At 60.3% G+C, this 17784-nt stretch carries 13 protein-coding genes; 1 reads left to right on the plus strand and 12 read right to left on the minus strand.

Features of this window, described 5'->3' with window-relative positions; translation table 11 throughout:
- Positions 1-17: 17 nt before the first annotated feature.
- The 3 genes from ACJ8HA_RS20785 to ACJ8HA_RS20795 form a co-directional block, all read right to left on the minus strand.
- On the minus strand, positions 18-2573 hold the full coding sequence (locus tag ACJ8HA_RS20785; protein WP_169540546.1) for an outer membrane usher protein: 2556 nt from the start codon (positions 2571-2573) through the stop codon (positions 18-20).
- 29 nt (positions 2574-2602) lie between these two features.
- Positions 2603-3148, minus strand: coding sequence for a fimbrial protein (locus tag ACJ8HA_RS20790; protein WP_442515486.1), 546 nt, complete (start codon positions 3146-3148; stop codon positions 2603-2605).
- Positions 3149-3232: 84 nt separating this feature from the next.
- Positions 3233-3793 carry a fimbrial protein gene (locus ACJ8HA_RS20795; RefSeq protein ID WP_043143780.1) on the minus strand — a complete coding sequence of 187 codons (561 nt, stop codon included), beginning with the start codon at positions 3791-3793 and terminating at the stop codon, positions 3233-3235.
- A gap of 424 nt (positions 3794-4217) precedes the next feature.
- Between ACJ8HA_RS20795 and ACJ8HA_RS20800 the strand changes: the two genes are divergently transcribed.
- On the plus strand, positions 4218-4961 hold the full coding sequence (locus tag ACJ8HA_RS20800; RefSeq protein ID WP_043142398.1) for a winged helix-turn-helix domain-containing protein: 744 nt from the start codon (positions 4218-4220) through the stop codon (positions 4959-4961).
- 84 nt (positions 4962-5045) lie between these two features.
- Here the strand turns inward: ACJ8HA_RS20800 and ACJ8HA_RS20805 are convergent, their stop codons facing one another.
- The 9 genes from ACJ8HA_RS20805 to ACJ8HA_RS20845 form a co-directional block, all read right to left on the minus strand.
- Positions 5046-5537: a hypothetical protein gene (locus ACJ8HA_RS20805; RefSeq protein ID WP_442515487.1), complete on the minus strand. Its 492-nt coding sequence runs from the start codon at positions 5535-5537 to the stop codon at positions 5046-5048.
- A complete protein-coding gene (locus ACJ8HA_RS20810) occupies positions 5518-6252 on the minus strand; it encodes a winged helix-turn-helix domain-containing protein (RefSeq protein WP_239665983.1) in 735 nt (244 codons plus the stop codon). Before ACJ8HA_RS20810 ends, ACJ8HA_RS20805 begins: the two co-directional genes overlap by 20 nt.
- 325 nt (positions 6253-6577) lie before the next feature.
- Positions 6578-7198: a DUF2238 domain-containing protein gene (locus tag ACJ8HA_RS20815; protein ID WP_049204134.1), complete on the minus strand. Its 621-nt coding sequence runs from the start codon at positions 7196-7198 to the stop codon at positions 6578-6580.
- Positions 7199-7318: 120 nt separating this feature from the next.
- Positions 7319-8383, minus strand: coding sequence for a 7-bladed beta-propeller protein YncE (gene yncE, locus ACJ8HA_RS20820; RefSeq protein WP_025304971.1), 1065 nt, complete (start codon positions 8381-8383; stop codon positions 7319-7321).
- A gap of 61 nt (positions 8384-8444) precedes the next feature.
- Positions 8445-9305 (minus strand): isochorismatase, encoded by an 861-nt coding sequence (locus tag ACJ8HA_RS20825; RefSeq protein WP_004930014.1) that lies wholly within the window; start codon positions 9303-9305, stop codon positions 8445-8447.
- Between the two features lie 3 nt (positions 9306-9308).
- Positions 9309-10937 (minus strand): (2,3-dihydroxybenzoyl)adenylate synthase, encoded by a 1629-nt coding sequence (locus ACJ8HA_RS20830; RefSeq protein ID WP_442515488.1) that lies wholly within the window; start codon positions 10935-10937, stop codon positions 9309-9311.
- Between the two features lie 7 nt (positions 10938-10944).
- The gene (locus ACJ8HA_RS20835) at positions 10945-12150 is read right to left on the minus strand and encodes an isochorismate synthase (protein ID WP_048325772.1); all 1206 of its coding nucleotides are present in this window, start codon (positions 12148-12150) and stop codon (positions 10945-10947) included.
- A gap of 212 nt (positions 12151-12362) precedes the next feature.
- Positions 12363-13631, minus strand: a complete 1269-nt coding sequence (gene entS / locus ACJ8HA_RS20840) for an enterobactin transporter EntS (protein WP_442515489.1) — start codon at positions 13629-13631, stop codon at positions 12363-12365.
- Between the two features lie 176 nt (positions 13632-13807).
- The gene (locus ACJ8HA_RS20845) at positions 13808-17752 is read right to left on the minus strand and encodes an enterobactin synthase subunit F (RefSeq protein ID WP_442515490.1); all 3945 of its coding nucleotides are present in this window, start codon (positions 17750-17752) and stop codon (positions 13808-13810) included.
- Positions 17753-17784: the final 32 nt, after the last annotated feature.

Below are 17784 nucleotides of genomic sequence, written 5' to 3' on the forward strand. Positions count from 1 at the left end.
TTGGTCAAAAATTGCATTTACGGGTTTTCCGGGGCATCTGCCTGGCCTTCACTGCCTGCGGCCACGCGCCGGCACGGCAGCAGCAGATCGCTCAGAGCGACATCCGTGCGCAACGCCGGCAGATCAATTTCGCATTGCGCCTTCCCTTCCCAATGCACCGTCATTTGTTCACCGGCGCGGATACCGCTGAGGTAAACGCTGCCGCCGTCATTCAAAATCCCGGTTTGCTGCCTGCGGCGGTTGAACACCTCGGCGCCAAACGGCGGCGTGCTGCCGTCCGCCAGGCGGATCACCGCCATGGCTTTCTGGCCGGAAATCACGTTGAAGCGCCGGTAGCCAATCGCCCCTTCGGTGAGCGTCGCCTGCACCACCGACTGCGTCGCTTCAGCCTCGTCCGATAAGTTGGTCAGATCGATGCTCGCCCGGCTGCGGTAAAAGTTGCCGACGTCCGTCACCACCGCTTTGCCAAACATGTTGGTGCGGCTCGTGGCGCCATAGCCACGTACCGGCACCCCGGCTACGCCATCGGTGTCCAGCATCAGGCGGGTACCGCCAAAGTTCCCGCTGCGGTGCAGCGCCGCCCCCTGGCCGGTTAACGTTGCCCCGCCCTGTAGGCTCATGCCGAGCGAGGAGTATTGGCCGCTCTGATAACTCACGTTGGCGTCAATACGTGCCGCGTCACCGTCGTGGCTGTAAAACGCACTGGCGGATTCACCGCTGCGCGAGGTGCCGGCGGTCAACTGGTAGTTGTTGTGTTCATCCAACCGTTGGTAGTAACCCACCCGCTGGTTGTTATTGTTACGGTTCCACGAGCTGCTGTAGCTGAGGTTGGCATCCCCCCCCCACGGCACCGTCAGGCTCAGATACATACCGTCGTCGTTGGTCCCTCTGGACTTATTGCGATAGGCCGAGAGTGAGGCGCTCAGGTTTTTCCACGATCCCAGATTGAAATAGCGCGACAGCGCCAGGCTGTAGCGTTCGTCGGTCGGCTTATCCCAGTAAGTCTGGTGGTCGTAGTTGAGATAGGTACTGACCCCCAAATCGCGGAACTGCTTGTTAAAGGTGATGGTGTACATTTCTCGGCTTTTGCCATTCCGCAAGCCGTGATAACGCGCGTCCAGGTATTCGCTCATGGTCATAAAGTTCTGTTCCGAGAAGCGATAACCGGCGAAGGTGATCTGGCTGTCGTATTCATCAAAGCTTTTCGAATAGCTCAAGCGGTACGAGCCGCCTTTTTTGGTGCCGTCGTCGATCGGTAATCTGGCCCGCGAATACGTGGTGTCGAACGACAGCGCACCGAGCACCAGCAGATCGCGCCCCAGCCCCAGCGACAGCGCGTTATAATCGCCGCCGGCGATGGCCCCGCCGTACAGCGACCAACCATTGCTGACCCCCCAGGAGAATTCACCGGTGGCGAAGGTCGGCCCCTGCACCTGATGCTCCCAGTTCGACGGCCGGCCGCCGGCAAACTTGAAGCGCACCATGCCAGGGCGGGTCAGGTAAGGAATGCTGGCGGTGTCCACCTGAAACTGCTGCACGCTGCCGTCTTGTTCCTCAACCTTTACGTCCAGCTTGCCCATCACCGAGTCGCTCAGATCCTGGATGCGGAACGGCCCGGCGGCGACCTGCGCCTCATACAGCACGCGGCCCTGCTGGCTGATGGTGACTTTGGCGTTGGTTTTGGCGATGCCGGTCACCTCCGGCGCATAGCCGCGCAGGTTAGGCGGCAACATGTTGTCGTCCGACACCAGGCTGAAGCCGGTAAAGCGGAAGCTGTCGAACAGGTTGCTCTGCAGCGAATCCTCTCCCAACGCCAGGCGCGCGCCCCACTGCGGCAACGCGCGGAAGGCGTAATAGCGGCTCCAGTCAAACGTTCTCTGGCTCGATTCCCCCGAGCCGGTCTGGTGATTGAGGCTGGTCTGCCAATCGGCCCGCAGCCGCCAGGCGCCCAGGTTGGCGCCCACCGCACCATTGCCGCCCAGACGCTGCGTCTGGCCGCCGCCGTTGCGGTTCTGCTGCACCTGGCCGTTCAGGTTGTAGTCCAGCAGCAGGCCGGGAATGCCATTATCCCAGCGCGCCGGCGGATCCCAATCCGGCGAGGAGTACTCTAAATAGGCCTGGGGAATGTTCAGATACAGCGCCGACACCGCCAGATCGCCCCTGGCCTCAATGCCCTTGAGGCTGCTCAGATCCAGGCACTGCTCGTTATGCCACCAGCGCAGCTGCTTGAGAAACTCGGTTTTAAGGCCCAGTTTTTCAACCAGCTCCGGCGAAACGCAGGCCGCACTGCCATCGGGATCGTTTTCCGGCGGATAGAAAGCCACCGGCTGCTCATCCAATGACTGCTTGTTCACCACTACCGTCATGCTGTACTTACCCGGCATAATGTAGGCGCCTTTGGAAAAGCGGCCGAGATCGATATTTTTACGATCGTTGATATCCAGGATGTCGGTGTTGAACTGAATCGCATCATCCGCCCGCCCCGGCAACGCCAGGCCGCAGAGAGCCAGAGAAATACATATCCCTAATAAACTTAACGGGAGCGCCCCCGATTTAAATTTTCTCGCATCCATGATCCCGCCAACCTTTAATTTATTTATAATCAGTAGTAATCCAATTTAAAACGAATGGCGGAGCGGTAATCCCCTGTGCGTAATACCTGGCTGTTAGCCACCAGCTGCATTGAATAATTCAAGCGATAATCTTTTGTCAGGGTATTTTCTATTGACATCGGCACCCCAGGGTAAATATCTGTGCCCATGTTATCGACAATGCGTAACGCCACCCCACGGGCATCGCCGATGACGCCGAAATTTTTTCCTTCTGCATTACCGTCAAATATCATGCGGAAATGCTGGCGCCCAGAATTAGCGGAATTATCACCCGACAACCCACAGTTCACTAATTTCAGCGTAAAGGGACGTGTTAGCCCGTGCCCATCGCGGGAAATTTGTTCCACCGGCAAGATTTTCATGTCGATGGTTTGATCACGGCTGGCCGACTCAATGGCGCAGGCCGCGTTAACAATAGCGCCTTCCATATTGACTCTTCCCCAGCCAATAACCGAGGCCGTTGCCGGCATCGCCTGGGCCGTAAAAATTGCGACCAATAGGGAAGGCGCCACTATATTTTTGCCAATCAGGGCCATAGAGATTATCCCTTGCAAACAGGAATTCATTCAGGGAAAAGCATGCGGGCTACCCCGCATGCTGGCATTATTCAGATAAAGCGCTTATTGATAGTTCAGCGCGAAGTTAACCACGCTGGTGAATGCACCCGGAACGATAGTATCCAAAGCACCACCATTACCTTTCAGGAAGGCGGTGAAGTTCAGCTCTGCTGTTTCCGCGCCTGCTTTAATACCCTGACCTGCAGTCGCCTTGCCCAACTCAATCACGGCATTACCGTTTTCGTCATCGGTCATAACGATGCTCGCCCCTTTGGCAGTGCTGCCGCTGCCAAACGCGATCATTTTATTATCGTTACCAGCCGCGCCACCAGGCTGACCGGTGAAGGTGGTCTGCACTGTCTTCTGTGTGGCGTTGGTGCAGTCTTGCAGCGTAATGGTAACCGGCTGTTTTAATTGAGACTCACGGCCGTCTTTCAGGCTCAGGTTGGAGATCTGCCCCATTTTAATGGTTTGATCGATATCGCCCGGAGCGATAGAGCATGGCGCATCGATGATTTCACCGGTGAAAGTGACGGTACCGCTACCCTGATTCGCTGCCTGGGCCATCATAGAAGAAGCGCCGAAGGCCAATACCGCTGCAATCATAATTTTGTTCAGTTTCATAGAAATTCCTTACATTCCTTAGTAAGTAGTGGAGTAAATTAAATCCTTAAGTCACGCATGCAATGCGGCAGCTTTATTCCTGAGATTCCTGCGCATTGTCTCCGTGGCTAATACGCTGCGTTTCCGCGCCCCGTATCAGTGAAAACAAATTTACACTTAGCGGCCTCAATTTGAAACGTTATATCGCAAAAATATAAAAACACAGGATTTTTATCTAAAAAATTACAGTTAAATAGATTATAACTCCGATAAATAGAATTTAATTATCAGTATTTATATTAAAAAACTTGTAAGCAGATAAACATTTCATTTCAATTATACGAATATATAGAAAAATCCTATTGACCCACAGCTCAAGGGATTGAAAAAAGGACACAGAGGTCTCAGAATAATCTCTCGACAGGTAAGTTGACGGGTAAATAAAATGATTTTCATTATAAATGAGAGCATCCTCTATAACGAGGAGGAAGGCACATTGATGCATATCGATAATGCCAGCAATAGAATTGCTTTACTGAAGCCGACCAGCAGGCTGCTTTCGTTATTCATCAAGAATAATAACAAGCTGTTGTTGCGAGAGAGGTTGCTTAATGATGTTTGGGTCGATCATGGGCTGAAAGCCTCCAACAATAACTTAAACAATTACGTTTCCGGTTTACGTAAATCACTGGCGCAGTTTGGCGCCGAGGAGATTATCGTTACCTATCCACGTCAGGGGTTTAAATTCATTGCTAGAAATATTCATGAAGCGAATGAAAATAAGGTGGAAATATATAGAGAAGAAAAGCATCGTGAAACGGAAATAGCGTCTACGCCGCCCCCCGGGACTTCTCCCCCCGGCATCCGACGAGCATTACAACGCTTAATAATGATTGCCGCTGCCTGCCTGGTGCCTTTTGCCATCATTGTGCTGTATCAAAACAGCACGCGCATCAGCGTTTATCCCCTTGGGAATTACCAAAGCTGCCAGGTGTACAGCATGACTTTAGGTGGAGGCAGCCTGGAGAACATCAAGCAGGTGATACAACAGGCGGGCTTCAATTGCCGTACGCGGGCCGACGTCTATTATTACGCGAACATTCTTAATGAGAGCACTAACCAGGATGAACAGCAGGTCACCTACTGCCCGCGTACCGGCAACAGCCCTTGCATCAATATAACTATATAGCTGGCAATCCACCTTAATCTTTTCGCTCTTGACACCCAGGGTCAGAGACAACATCGGCCCCCCCAGTAATTCTGGGGGTGACCGTTATGCGCCAGTCACGCAGACAAAAAGCGGCGAATGGTTATCAGTAAACAGATAGTGATGCCGATCGATACGCTCGATGCGCATATGCAGCTGCTGCCCGGCGATAGGTAACCGGCGATTCATATCCTCGCGAATAACAGAGTCCTGCGGCTTGCGGGTATTTTTCGTTACCCACATGGTGTAGTTGCTGCCGCGACGCTGGTAACTCATTTCCACGGAGCGATCGACCACATAACGTGTATCACCATCAAAAAAACTGCCGCTCATCAACATAGTGAGCTGTCGCGCGCCCTCAGGCACGATGCTCACCAGCAGCACACGCTCCATCGCCGCATCTTTATCCTGATTATGCACCCGCATCGACGCCCGGCATTCCGGCACCTGCGGCATAGCGAACAGCACATAAGCGGCGGCGCAACAGCAGGCCAGCGCCGCAAAGACTAACAGCGCGTAACGGTAATGCCATATCCGGTTATTTTTCCAGACTTTCATAGTAGTTCTCGCATTGCGCTTTGCCCGCCGCCATCGCCGTCTGCGGACAATAAAAGAAGTAAGAAGATCGCACGCGTTCTGCGCTGCCTGGTACCACCGACTGGCTGTCGTAATAGAGCAGCGTCGCCGGTTCACTACAGTGAATATGATTTCGTTTATCCAGCAACGTTTGCAAGTGCGCCAAATCCGCCTTGCCGGAACCGGTCTTATGATAAGAAGCGATGAACTTCACCTCACAGCTGCCGATGTTGCCTACGCTTACCGTGCTGATCGGCGCATAGCCGGCGTCCTGCCAGGCCCACAGACCGCTCCCCGCCGCCAACAGCAGCAACGCGGCCAACCCGAGGCGCTTAAATCGCTGCGCTCGCAGCGGCTTGGTCGGCAAGGCGCTTTCTGCAGCCGCCGGGATCGGCGGCTCCGACGAACTCTCCGCCAGGCTGTCCGTCGTCTTCAACGAAGTGGCGGTAAACATAAATCCCTGGCGCGGCAGCGTGACGATAATCTCGTCCTCGCCCAGGGCGGCGAACATCTTGCGCAGGATGGAAATGGTGTTATTGAGGTTATTGCCGGAGGCCACCTGGCCGTGCGCTTCCCATACCTGCGTCAGCAGGGTATCGCGGGAGAGCACCAGGTTATTGTTTCTGACCAATGTGGACAGCAGGCGGTTCAGGGTGGCGGTGAGCGGTTGAGGCGGTAGCTCAGCATTGATATCCACCAACTCTGATCTATCTTCATGATATTTAATCTTATTATTAATTATGTATCTCATTATTCCCCGCTCAAAAAACTAATTAATAATAATTAGCCCTTGTTAAACATGAGAATAGTAGCACACGGCGTGAGTTAAGAAAATTCCTAGAAAAACGCATAAAAAGCTAAATAATCATAAATATAAGAAATAACATTGTGCTGTATCAAAGGGTGCCAAACATTTAACTGATGATTATCTATTTCTTATCATGTCGACATTAAAATGCCGCCCGGAAAATACTGGGCGGCACGAGAAGTCGCTATTTTCACTAGGCTTAACGCAACAAGGCTTACTCTTTTAAACGCCGCAGTTGCCTACCCTGCCAGCCACCGAACAGCCACTGGCCGGCTATCGCGCCGAGCAACGCGCAGAACATATCGGACTGCGTGTCCCACGGGTCGCCCTGGGTGCCGAGAAACTCGTCGGCGCCCTGGCCCAGCGCCAGTGCCGCCCACCACTCGATCAACTCATACACCGCGCTGATCGCCAGCGCGATGCAGCACACCACGAAGCCCAGCATCTTGCGGCCCTGCACATAACCGCCGCGCAGCAGGATCTCGCGCGCCGCCAGCGCCGGCACCAATCCCTGGAAGAAATGCCCCAGTTTGTCGTACGGGTTGCGGCCAAGATCCAGCCACTGCTGCACCTCAAAGCCCAGCGGCACGCGAGCATAGCTGTACATGCCGCCGAAAATCAGGATCAGCGCATGGAAGAAAATCAGCGTGTAGAGCAGCGGCGTCAGCGGATAACGGCGATGGGTCAGCCACAGCAACGGCAAAACAATCAATACCGGCGCCACCTCCATCAACCAGGTGGTGCGATCGTAGGGGCTGATGCCGCTGTGGATCAGCGCGGCCAGCAGCAGCAGGGTGATAACGGACAACAACAGCGGTGTGCGTGAAGCAGGCATAACCCACGTTCCTTCGGATCAATAAGGCAATCCACACTTTATACCGCAGATCGCACGGCGAAAAAAAACAGGCTGAGCGTCGCCGCTTCGCCTGTTCGAGGGGGTTTACCCTGCGCGGGATTATTTCAGCGCTACGCGGATCACGTCGTCCGGCGCGGTCGCTTCTTTCTCGCGGCTGGAAGCCTGCTTGACGCTAACGTACAGCGTCTGGCCGTCCGGCGACAGCGCCAGGCTGTTCGGGTGGGTCGGCGTCTTGATGGTGTTCAGCACCTTGTAGCTCTTGGCGTCGATCACGCTCACTTCACCCGCCTGGCGATGGGTCACGTAAACTTCATTGCGCGCCGGGTTGAACAGCACCGCCAGCGATTCCGGTACGTCGATCTTGCTCAGGATGTTGCCGCTGCGGGTATCCACCACCAGCACCTGTGGCTGCTTGGAATCGGTGATGAACGCGCGATGGGTGGCGGTATCCAGGCTGATGTTCAGGAAGAAGTGCTCTTTAGCCTCATCCAGCTTCTTGCGCGACAGCACCTTGTTGCTCTGGGTATCGATGGTCACCAGCTCGCCGTCGGCGTTGGTGACGTACAGGCGCTTGGCGGCGGCGTCCAGCGCCAGGCCGGTGCCGTATTTGCCGGTGTCGGTCACGGTGGCACGCAGGGTCAGATCCTTGCCATCCACCACCCACACCACGCTGGATTCACCCAGCCCGGTAATGTACAGGGTATCGCTGTCGGCATCCGCCACCAGCTCGCGCGGCGCCAGCGGCTTGACGGTCTCAGAGCGCTGGCGCGCGTCCAGCACCAGGCGGCCTTTCACGTCGCCGGTCTTGGCGTCGATGGCGGTCACCGAGTTATTGACGGTGTTACCGAAGAACAGCGTGCCGGTTTTAGCGTTGACGGCGGCGCCAAACGGCTTGATGTCGTTATGAATAATCTGGGTCACGTCCAGCGTGGTCGGATCCAGACGGTAGACGATACCGCCCTTGTCCAGCTTGCGGCTCTGCGACGTCGCCAGGTAGAGCGCGTTCTCGCTCGGGCTGTAGGCCATTTCATAGGCGCCCTTGCCAACCGGCTTGCGCAGCACTTCCGGCGCAGTCTGCGCCAGCAACGAGTTGGAGAACAGCAGCGTGGACAGCAGCATCAGCGGGAATGCCGCGCGTTTTCCCTTGGTGATCAAAGCATTCATCGAAATCTCCTTATAGAGCCAACGGGGCAGCCGAGCGGCCGCCCTCTCATCGTTATTAAAATCAGGCTTTCTCTTCGGAAAGCAGCGCCCACCAGCTGTCGATGGTCGGGTTGCGCGCCAGCGCGATAAAGTCGATGTCGCCGCGGATCTTGCGCCAGCGGGTCGCCAGCTCCATGATGCGCACCGAATCCAGGCCATAATCGATCAGGTTTTCATCGTTGCCCATGTCTTCGCTGTCTTCGTCCAGCAGCGGCAGGATCTGCTGACGCAGCGCATCGATGCTGGCAATGCCTGCCGCCGGCAACAGCGACGCGGTGGTCACCACCCGGCCGCAGCGGCCGGCGGTATAGCGCAGCGCCATCAGGTGTTCGTCGCGCGAGAAGTCCGCCAGGCCGTCGGCCACCATGAACGGCTGGATGTTGCGCATGAAGGCGTCAATGGCGGTGGTCAGGCAGCCGATGTGCGCATACACGCCGCAGATGATCAGCTGATCGCGGCCGGACTCCTGCAGGATCTCCTGCAGCGGCGAGCGGTGGAAGGCGCTGTAGCGCCATTTCACCAGCACCGTGTCGTCTTCGTCCGGCGCCAGCGCGGCGGTCACCGCCTGCTGCTCGGGGTGCTTATTCAGGCCCGGCCCCCACATGTCGTTCAACAGCGCGCGGTCTTCATCGCTCTGCTGGTTCGGCTGCGCGGTATAGAACACCGGAATGCCCTGCTGTTTGCAGTAGCGGCGCAGGTTGGCGATGTTCTCCACCACCTGTTTGATCAGCGCGCTGTCTTCGCCCCAGAAATTGAGGAAATACTGCTGCATATCGTGGATCAGCAGCGCGGCGCGCTGCGGTTCTACCTGCCAGGTGACTTTATTTTGCGGCAGTTCGTCCGCCGTCGGCAGCGCGTAGTCATTAAGTTTTGGAATGGCCATCGATTAATCTCCCTGAGCCTGAGTCTGTAGTTGCGCGTCGAGCTGCTGGCGCAGCCGTTTTTTGTCCACTTTGCCGACCGGGGTCAGCGGCAGGCTGTCCACCTGAATAAAGCGATCCGGCAGTTTGAAGTCCGCCACGCCCTGCTCCCGCAGGTGGCGGCGCAGCACCACCGGCTTCAGCGGCGCGTTGGCGATGATATAGGCACAGCTCTTCTCCCCCATCAGCGCGTCCGGCATCGACACCAACGCGGCGTTGATCACGTCCGGATGACGCAGCAGCAGGTTCTCGATCTCCTCGGCGGCGATCTTCTCCCCGCCGCGGTTGATCTGGTCTTTTTGCCGCCCCTGCACGGTGATGTAACCGTCTTCGCTGATGCTGATCAGATCGCCGGAGCAGTAGAAACCGTCAGCGTCGAAGGCGTCGGCGTTGTGCGCCGGGCTCTGGTAGTAACCGCGGAAGGTATAAGGCCCGCGCGTCATCAACCGGCCGACCTCGCCCGCCGGCAACGGATTGCCGTCGTCATCCGCCACCCATACTTCGTCGTCCGGCGACATCGGCCGCCCTTGCGTCGTCAGAATGTGGCGTTGGTCGTCGTCCAGCCGGGTGTAGTTCACCAGCCCTTCCGCCATGCCGAACACCTGCTGCAGTTGGCAGCCGATTTCGTTCTGAATGCGCGCCGCCAGCGTTTCGCCCAGCTTGGCGCCCCCCACCTGCAGCAGTTTCAGGCTGGCAAGCTGGGCATTGCCGCCCCACTCTTCGATCGCCTGCAGCCACAGCGTGACCGCCGGCGGCACCAGCGCCGTCACGTTGATTTGGTGCTGTTCGATCAGGCGGAAGCACTGCGCGGCGTCCGGATCGGCGGCGAACACCACCAGCCCAGCGCCATAAAACACGCCCAGCACGCCCGGCGAGCTCATCGGGTAGTTGTGCGCCACCGGCAGCGCGCACAGATAGCGGGTCTGCGCGTCGAAACGGCAGATCTCCACGCTGCGGCGAATGCTGTAGTAGTAATCGTTGTGGGTGCGCGGGATCAGCTTCGGCGTACCGGTGCTGCCGCCGGATAGTTGGAAGAACGCCACCTGATCGGCCGCGGAAGGCTGCGCGACAAAACCGTCGCTGGCTTCGTCCAGCCAGGCGGCAAGCGCCAGCTCGCCCTCGGGCTGGCTGCGCAGCGCCACGACGCGCAGCGAAGGATGCGCATCGCGGAAGGCGTTCAGGAATTGATCGTCGGCAAACAGCCCGTGCTGGCGGTCGGCGATCAGCAGCGCCGGTTTGATCTGCTCGGCATAGGCATTCAGTTCGCTGCGCTGATGGCTGAACAGCGCGTTGACCGGCGCCACGCCAATCTTCAGCAGCGCGAAGAACACGATATAAAACTCCGCCACGTTGCCCAGTTGGACCAACGCGGTATCGCCGGATTTCACGCCGCGGCGCAGTAAAGCAGCCGCCAGGCGATCGGAACGCTGCTGCAGCTCGCGGTAGGTCAGGCTGCCCTGGGCATCGATAATCGCCGGGGCGTCGTTGTTGGCCTGGCGGTCGAGGATTTCGGTCAACGGCTTGTCAGTCCAGTAGCCGCGCTCGCGATAGCGGCTGGCGAACTCCGCCGGCCAGGGGGTAAAGGCAATGCTCATCTTGTCGTTATCCTTGATTCATACCAAAGGCACGCAGAATGGTGCTGAGTTTGGTGCCTGTTTCATGCCATTCAGATTCGGGTGAAGAGTCTTCCACGATGCCGGCGCCGGCGAACAGCCGTACCCGGTTGCCGTCAACGGTGCCGCAGCGGATAGTCACAACCCACTCGCCGTTGCCTTCGTCGTCGCACCAACCGACGATGCCGCCGAACAGGCCGCGATCGAACGGCTCCAGCTTGCCGATCAGGGCGTGCGCCTCGGCCGTCGGCATGCCGCACAGCGCCGGCGTCGGGTGCAGCAGGCAGGCCAGCGACAGGGCATTTTCGTCAGGAGACGCCGCCTCGCCGTCGATCGGCGTGGAGAGATGCCACAGCGTCGTGGTGGTCAGCAGTTCAGGGGTGTGCGGCACGTTCAGGTAGCGGCAGCGGCCGGCCAGCACGTCACGCATGCTTTCGGTGACGATGCGATGCTCGTGGCGATCTTTCGCCGAGGCCATCAGACGCTCCCCCACTTCGCGATCGCGCTGCGGGTCGGCCTCGCGCCGGGCGGAACCGGCCAGCGGGTTGGAATAGAAACGGCCGCCGTCCTGGCGCAGCAGCAGCTCTGGGCTGGCGCCCAACAGCGCGCCCTGCTCCAGCGGCACATGGAAATGGAAACCGTGCGGGTTCTGGGCGATCACGCGCGCCATTAGCGCATGGCGATCCACCGGCTGGCGCGTTTCGATCTCCAGCAGGCGCGACAAGACCACTTTATCCAGCTCACCGGCCTTCATCGCGTCGACGGCATCGCTGACCATCTTCATAAACGGCTGCTGCGGCGGCAGCTCCGTCACTCCGGCCAGTTCAGGGCCGTTCGCCGGCGGCCGAACGCCAGCCATAAAAGCGGCGCGATCGAACCAGCGGCTCTGCTGCGGAATAAACAGCGCCGAAGGCTGCCGGGTATCGAACGGGATGGCGCCGCACAGCAGCGGTTTTTTGATGCCGGCCTGACGGGCTTCGGCAAACGCCTGCCGTACGCTGCGCTGGAACTCGCCGTTCAGATCGGCGCCGTCCGCGGCCGGCAGGCGAATGCGGCTGAAACAACCGGTGGTGGTCAAGCTGCGGAAAGGGGAGGTAAAGAAGAAGCCCGACGCCGGAGAAAAATCAGCGGCGAACCGGTGTTCTTCGCGCTCCTGCATTTCCTTTCGATTGATGTCGTTCACGGCAGTATCCATCGCTTCGCCCTCATCTTTTGAAGTGATAACCAATATAATAATGATTATCATTTGAGTTAATTCCGCGCTAAATTACTCGCCGATATTTGCTATGTCAATAAACGTAAGCACTTCTTTCATTTCGAAATCATGACATAAACGCTGTGGGTTTTACGCATGCCGATGATAAGCATTGCCATTATGTCCCCACAGCGTCGCATTAACGCATCGAGTTACTTTTCACTGGTCGGCTGAGGCTCGTTCTGCGGCTCCGGTTTGTGCAGCGTCACCTGGCGCAAACCGGTCATGGCGAACAGCAACAGGATGCCGAGCAGCGCCGCGCCGAAGCCGAAACCGCTGGCGCTCATCGCCGGCAGCATGAAGGCGCCCATCGCCCCCAGCAGCAGTGCGCCCAGCGCATCGCCCACCACGTTCTGCGCCGTCCACAGGCCGTTGATGCGGCCGAGGAAGTTGTCCGGCGTCAGGCTCTGGATCAGGCCGTATTGCAGCAGCGAGTTCAGCGCGCTCAGGTAGCCGAACGCCACCAGGCACAGCAACGCCAGGCTGTACCACGGCATCAGGCCGAACAGGCCAATGGCGGCGAATGCCGCGATCGCCGTCAGCAGCATCACCCAGCCGGGGCGCGCCACGTGCGCCACGCGCCCGCTGGTGAACGCGCCGATGGCCGCGCCGAGCGGTACGGCGGCGTACATATAACCGAGGTGGGCAGCGTCGATGTGCCAGCTTTCCGCCATCGCCGGGTACAGCACGCGCACCGCGCTGGCCATGGTCAGCAGCGCGCCGATCAGCGCCACCATGCCGATCACCTTGTTCTGGAACAGGAAGGCGAAGCCGCCCGCCAGCGCGCGCAGCGGGTGTTCACGCGGCTGCGGTGGCGGCATCAGCTGCGGCAGGCTCAGCAACGGCAGCAGCGTCAGCAGGGTGCCGAACGCCGCCAGGCCATAGTTCCAGGCAATGCCCATATGGGCGATCACCAGGCCGCCAATCGCCGGGGAAAGAATCGAGCCGAAGCGCACCGTCAGCATGCTGATGGCGCCCGCCTGCACGATGTTTTCGCGGCCCACCAGCGCCGGCGTGGCCGCCAGCAGCGCCGTCACCCCCACCGCGCCGAAGAAACCGTCCCACACCGCCAACAGATAAATGGCCGCCAGCGAAGGCGACGGCAACAGGGCATTGAGGCACAGGCCGACGAAGCCGACGCCGCAGGTGGAACGTGCGAACAGGATTAGCCGGCGCCGCTCATAGCGATCGGCCAATACGCCTCCCATCAGCAGCCCGGCGAACATGCCACCGCCGGCCAGCGTCACCGCCAACCCGACCTGCAGGGTGGAACCGGTCAGCGCCTGGATCTGCACCGGGATGGCGATCGCCATCAACCCCAGCGCCACAATGGAGATAAAGCGCGCGCAGAACACCGCGCGGAAAGCCCGGTTAGTTTTCAACAGGCTGAAATCAAGCAGGATGGAGGGTTTGCTACTCATCGGTTGTTCACCACATCTTTAAACGGGGATTCTGCAATTGCGGAGCGCTATGCTAGCACAGATGACGAAATCAATAATGATAATAAAAATCATTGATATTCAATTGTGAGCAACCGCAAGAAACGCCGCCACACGCGGGGTAATCCCCGTGCCTGGCGGCGAGATGACGGGCGCGATCACAGCGTGCGCAAGATCCGGTTCAGCAGCGGCCCCAGCACTTTGAACGACGCCGGCGAAACGATATCGACATGCGCGCAGTCCAGCTCGTGCGCCTGCAGCGCATCGACGTACTGCGACCAGGTCTGCTGCACGTCCATCCCTTCCTGCAGCGTACGTTTGGCGACGAACAGCGTCGCCTGTCCATGGAAACGGGCGGTACGCGTGTGCGACAGCAACCGCACCGAATCGGCGTAGTTGGCTTCGATGTTGTCGAACATCGCCGTGCGCGTCTCGCCCAGCGCCGGATCGAGCGTATCCTGCGACACCGCCAGAAACTGCTCGCGCTCGCGCTGCACTTCCTTCAACACGTTGTCGTCCAGCATCACGTCCCAGTTTTGGGTCTCCGGCGGATAAGTATCCAGCAGGCCGAGGAACGCCACCTCTTCGCCGCGCGCCTGCAGCCGGGCGGCGATGCCCTGGGCCAGCGTGCCGCCCAGCGAGTAGCCGATGAAGTGGTACGGCCCGTGCGGTTGCACCTGCAACACCGTCTGCAGGTGGGCATCCACCACCTGATCCATATCTTCGCTCAGCGCCAGCGGGCCATCCGGCCGCGGTGACTGGATACCGACCAGCGACCAGTGCTGATCGAGATAGCGCGGCAATACGCTGAACTGCCAGGAGAAGCCGGACGCCGGGTGCAGACAGAACAGCGTCGGCCCCTCGGTGACGCGCAGCGGCAATACGCTGTCGAAGCCGCTGCGATCGGCCTCTTCCTGCGTGCGATCTTCCGCCAGCAAAGCGGCCAACTGCTCGACGCGCGACGCCACCATCACCTGGCCGACGGACACCGCCTTGCCCAGATCGCGGCGCAGCTCCGCCGCCAGCCGCATCGCCAGCAGCGAATGGCCGCCGAGCGCGAAGAAATCGTCGTCGGCGAACACCTGCTCGCGCTGCAGCAAACGGGCGAACACCGCCGCGATCTCGCTTTCCAGCCCGGCCTGCGGCGGCCGTCCTGCCTTGCGCTCACCGCCCTGCGGCTGCGGCAAGGCCTTGCGATCCAGCTTGCCGTTGGCGCTCAGCGGCAAATCACTCATTTCCACCAGCGCCACCGGTACCATATGCGGAGGCAGACGGTCGGCCAGCGCTGCGCGCAGGGCTTGCGCATCCCAGCTCGCGCCAGGCTGCATCACCAGATAGCCCACCAGCTGGCGCGCATCGCCGCCGGCATCCACCGGCGTGCCCTGCAGCACCAGCGCGTGCGTCACCGCCTGGCGCACGCCCGGCAGCGACAGCAAGGCGTGGTCGATTTCACTCAGCTCGATACGCTGCCCGCGGATCTTCAGCTGATCGTCGCTGCGGCCCAAATATTCCACCGTGCCGTCCGGCAGCCAGCGCGCCACGTCGCCGGTGCGGTACATGCGCCCGCCCTCGCCGAACGGATCGGCGACAAAGCGGCTGGCGGTCAGATCCGGCCGGCCCAGGTAGCCGTGCGCCAACTGCACGCCGGTCAGATACAGATCGCCCGCCACGCCCGGCGGCACCGGCCGCAGGCGCGCGTCAAGAATGCGCAGCCCGGTGTTCCATACCGGCAGACCGATCGGCACGTTGGCGCCGGTTACTTTCGCCAGCGCGTCACCGTAGGCCGGATGCCAGGTCACGTCCACCGCCGCTTCGGTCGGGCCGTAGAGGTTATGCAACGGCACCGCCGTGCGGCTTTGCCACAGGCGGCACAGCTCTGCCGGCAGCGCTTCGCCGCTGCAGAACACCTGGCGCAGCGCGGCGCAGTTCGCCACCGCCGCGTCGTCGTCTAGGGCAGCGACGAAGGCCGCCAACATCGACGGCACGAAGTGCAGCGTGGTAATGCGGTGTTGTGCGATCAGCTGTTGCAGCTGCTGCGGATCGCGATGCGCCTCCGGCGGCGCCATCACCAGCCGGGCGCCGACCATCAGCGGCCAGAAGAATTCCCACACCGAGACGTCGAAACTGCACGGCGTTTTCTGCAGCACCGCGTCGTCCGCCCCCAGCGGATACTGGTGTTGCATCCACAGTAGGCGGTTGACGATCGCCTGATGGCCGACCAGCACGCCTTTCGGGCGCCCGGTGGAGCCGGAGGTAAAGATGATATAGGCCGCATGGTCCGGCGTCGGGCCCGCGATCGCCACCCCGGCGGCGTGATCGGCCGCCAGCGGCGCGTCATACAGCAAAATTTCGCCCTTGTCGGCGAAACGCGCCTGCTGCGCCGGGTTAGTGATGACCAGCCGGGGCGCGGCGTCTTCCAGCATCATCGCCAGCCGCTCGTCCGGATAACCGGTGTCCAGCGGCAGATAGGCGGCGCCCGCTTCCACGATCGCCATCAACGCCAGCGACAGGAACACCGAACGCGGCAGCGCCACCGCCACGATGTCGCCCGGCCGCACGCCCTGCGCCACCAGCTCGCGCGCCAGCGCCGTAACCTGCTCGCGCGTTTCGCGGTAGGTGAAATTGAAATGCGCATCCGCCAGCGCCGGTGCGTCCGGCGTGGTTTGCGCCTGCTGCGCCAGCAACTGGCTCAGCGTGGTCGCCGGCACCGGGTGCGCCGTGTCGTTGACCCGCGCCAGCAGCGCGTGATCGTCGGCGGTCAGCATATCGGCTTCGCCGATCGGCAACGTTGCCTGCGCGGCGAACTGCGCCAGCAGCAACGGCAACCGCTGCAGGTGCGCCTGCAGTTCCTGGCGGCTGTAACGCTCGGCGTTGGCCAGAAGCTCCACCTTCAGCTGATGGTGTTCGTCGATAAACAGCGCAATCTCCAGATCGCGCACCGGCCCGGAGGCCAGATCGTGGGTAATGCCTTCGATACCGGCGAAATCCAGCTGGTAATCGAACATTTTGAAGTTGAAGACCGTGCCGTACAGCGGTTCGCCGTCGCCGATGCGGCCCAGATCGCGCTGCACCTGTTCGGCGTCGTAGCGCTGATGGCGGCGCACCGTTTTCAGCTCGCGGCTGATGCGGGTGGCAGCCTCATACAGCGTGGCCTGCGGCTCGAGGTGCATCTCCATCGGCAACACGTTGATCACCGGGCCGGCAGCGCACAGGGCGGCCGATCCGGTGCGGCGCATAAAGATAAAACCGGCGCTGAAGCTCGGTTGGCCGCTCAGGCGCGATACCCACAGCGCCACCAGCGCCACCGCCATATCGGCGGCGTTCAGCTTCTGCTGTGCGCCACACTGCACCAGTTCGGCGAAGGCCTGCGGATCGCAGCGCTGTTCCAATCGATGGATGCGCGGCGTGGGCGTTTGCCCAGCCAGCGGCTGCGGGCAGAGCGTGGCCGGCGGCGGCAACTGCCGCGCTTTTTCGAGCCAGAAATCGGCGTCGCGTTGCCAGGCCGGCGCCTGCCGGTAAGCCTGGTATTCCGCCACCACGTCGCTGAACGCCGTAAATGGCGTCGGCTCCAGCGCGTCGCCGCGGCAAAGGTGGGTATAAATCGCCGCCACGCGGCGAGCGATGGCGGTGAAGCTGAAACCGTCCACCAGCAGATGGTGATAGCGCTGATACCAGAACCAGCGATCGTCCGCCAGGCGCATCACCACATGGCGATACAGCGGTGCGCCGCTGCCGGCGCGCAGATCGCTCGCCAGATCGATGTCCATCAGCGCACGCGCGGCGGCTTCAGGGTCCGGCGACGTCGTCAGATCGACAAGTTCCGGCTCGTGCACCGCCAGCGCGTCGTCTAGCCATTGCACCGGCACGCCATCGCGTTCCGCAAAACGCAGGCGCAGCATGTCCACCTCGCTCAGGCCCTGGATGATGGCCTGCAGCAGAGGCTCCACGGCAACAGGGCCGTTGAGTTCGATGGCATGTGCGACCGCGTAGGCATTGCGATACGGTGAGATTTGATCGGCGACCCAGATGCCGGGTTGCGCCGCGACCAACGGCCATTCGCCCGCAAGCGCCGGGCCGCTGAGAGAGTTAGGGGTGTGTGACACTGCTTATTGCTCCCGTGATTACCTGGCGCCGG

This window comes from Serratia sp. CY33802 (assembly GCF_052169095.1).
GTDB classification, from domain to species: Bacteria; Pseudomonadota; Gammaproteobacteria; order Enterobacterales; family Enterobacteriaceae; genus Serratia; species Serratia bockelmannii.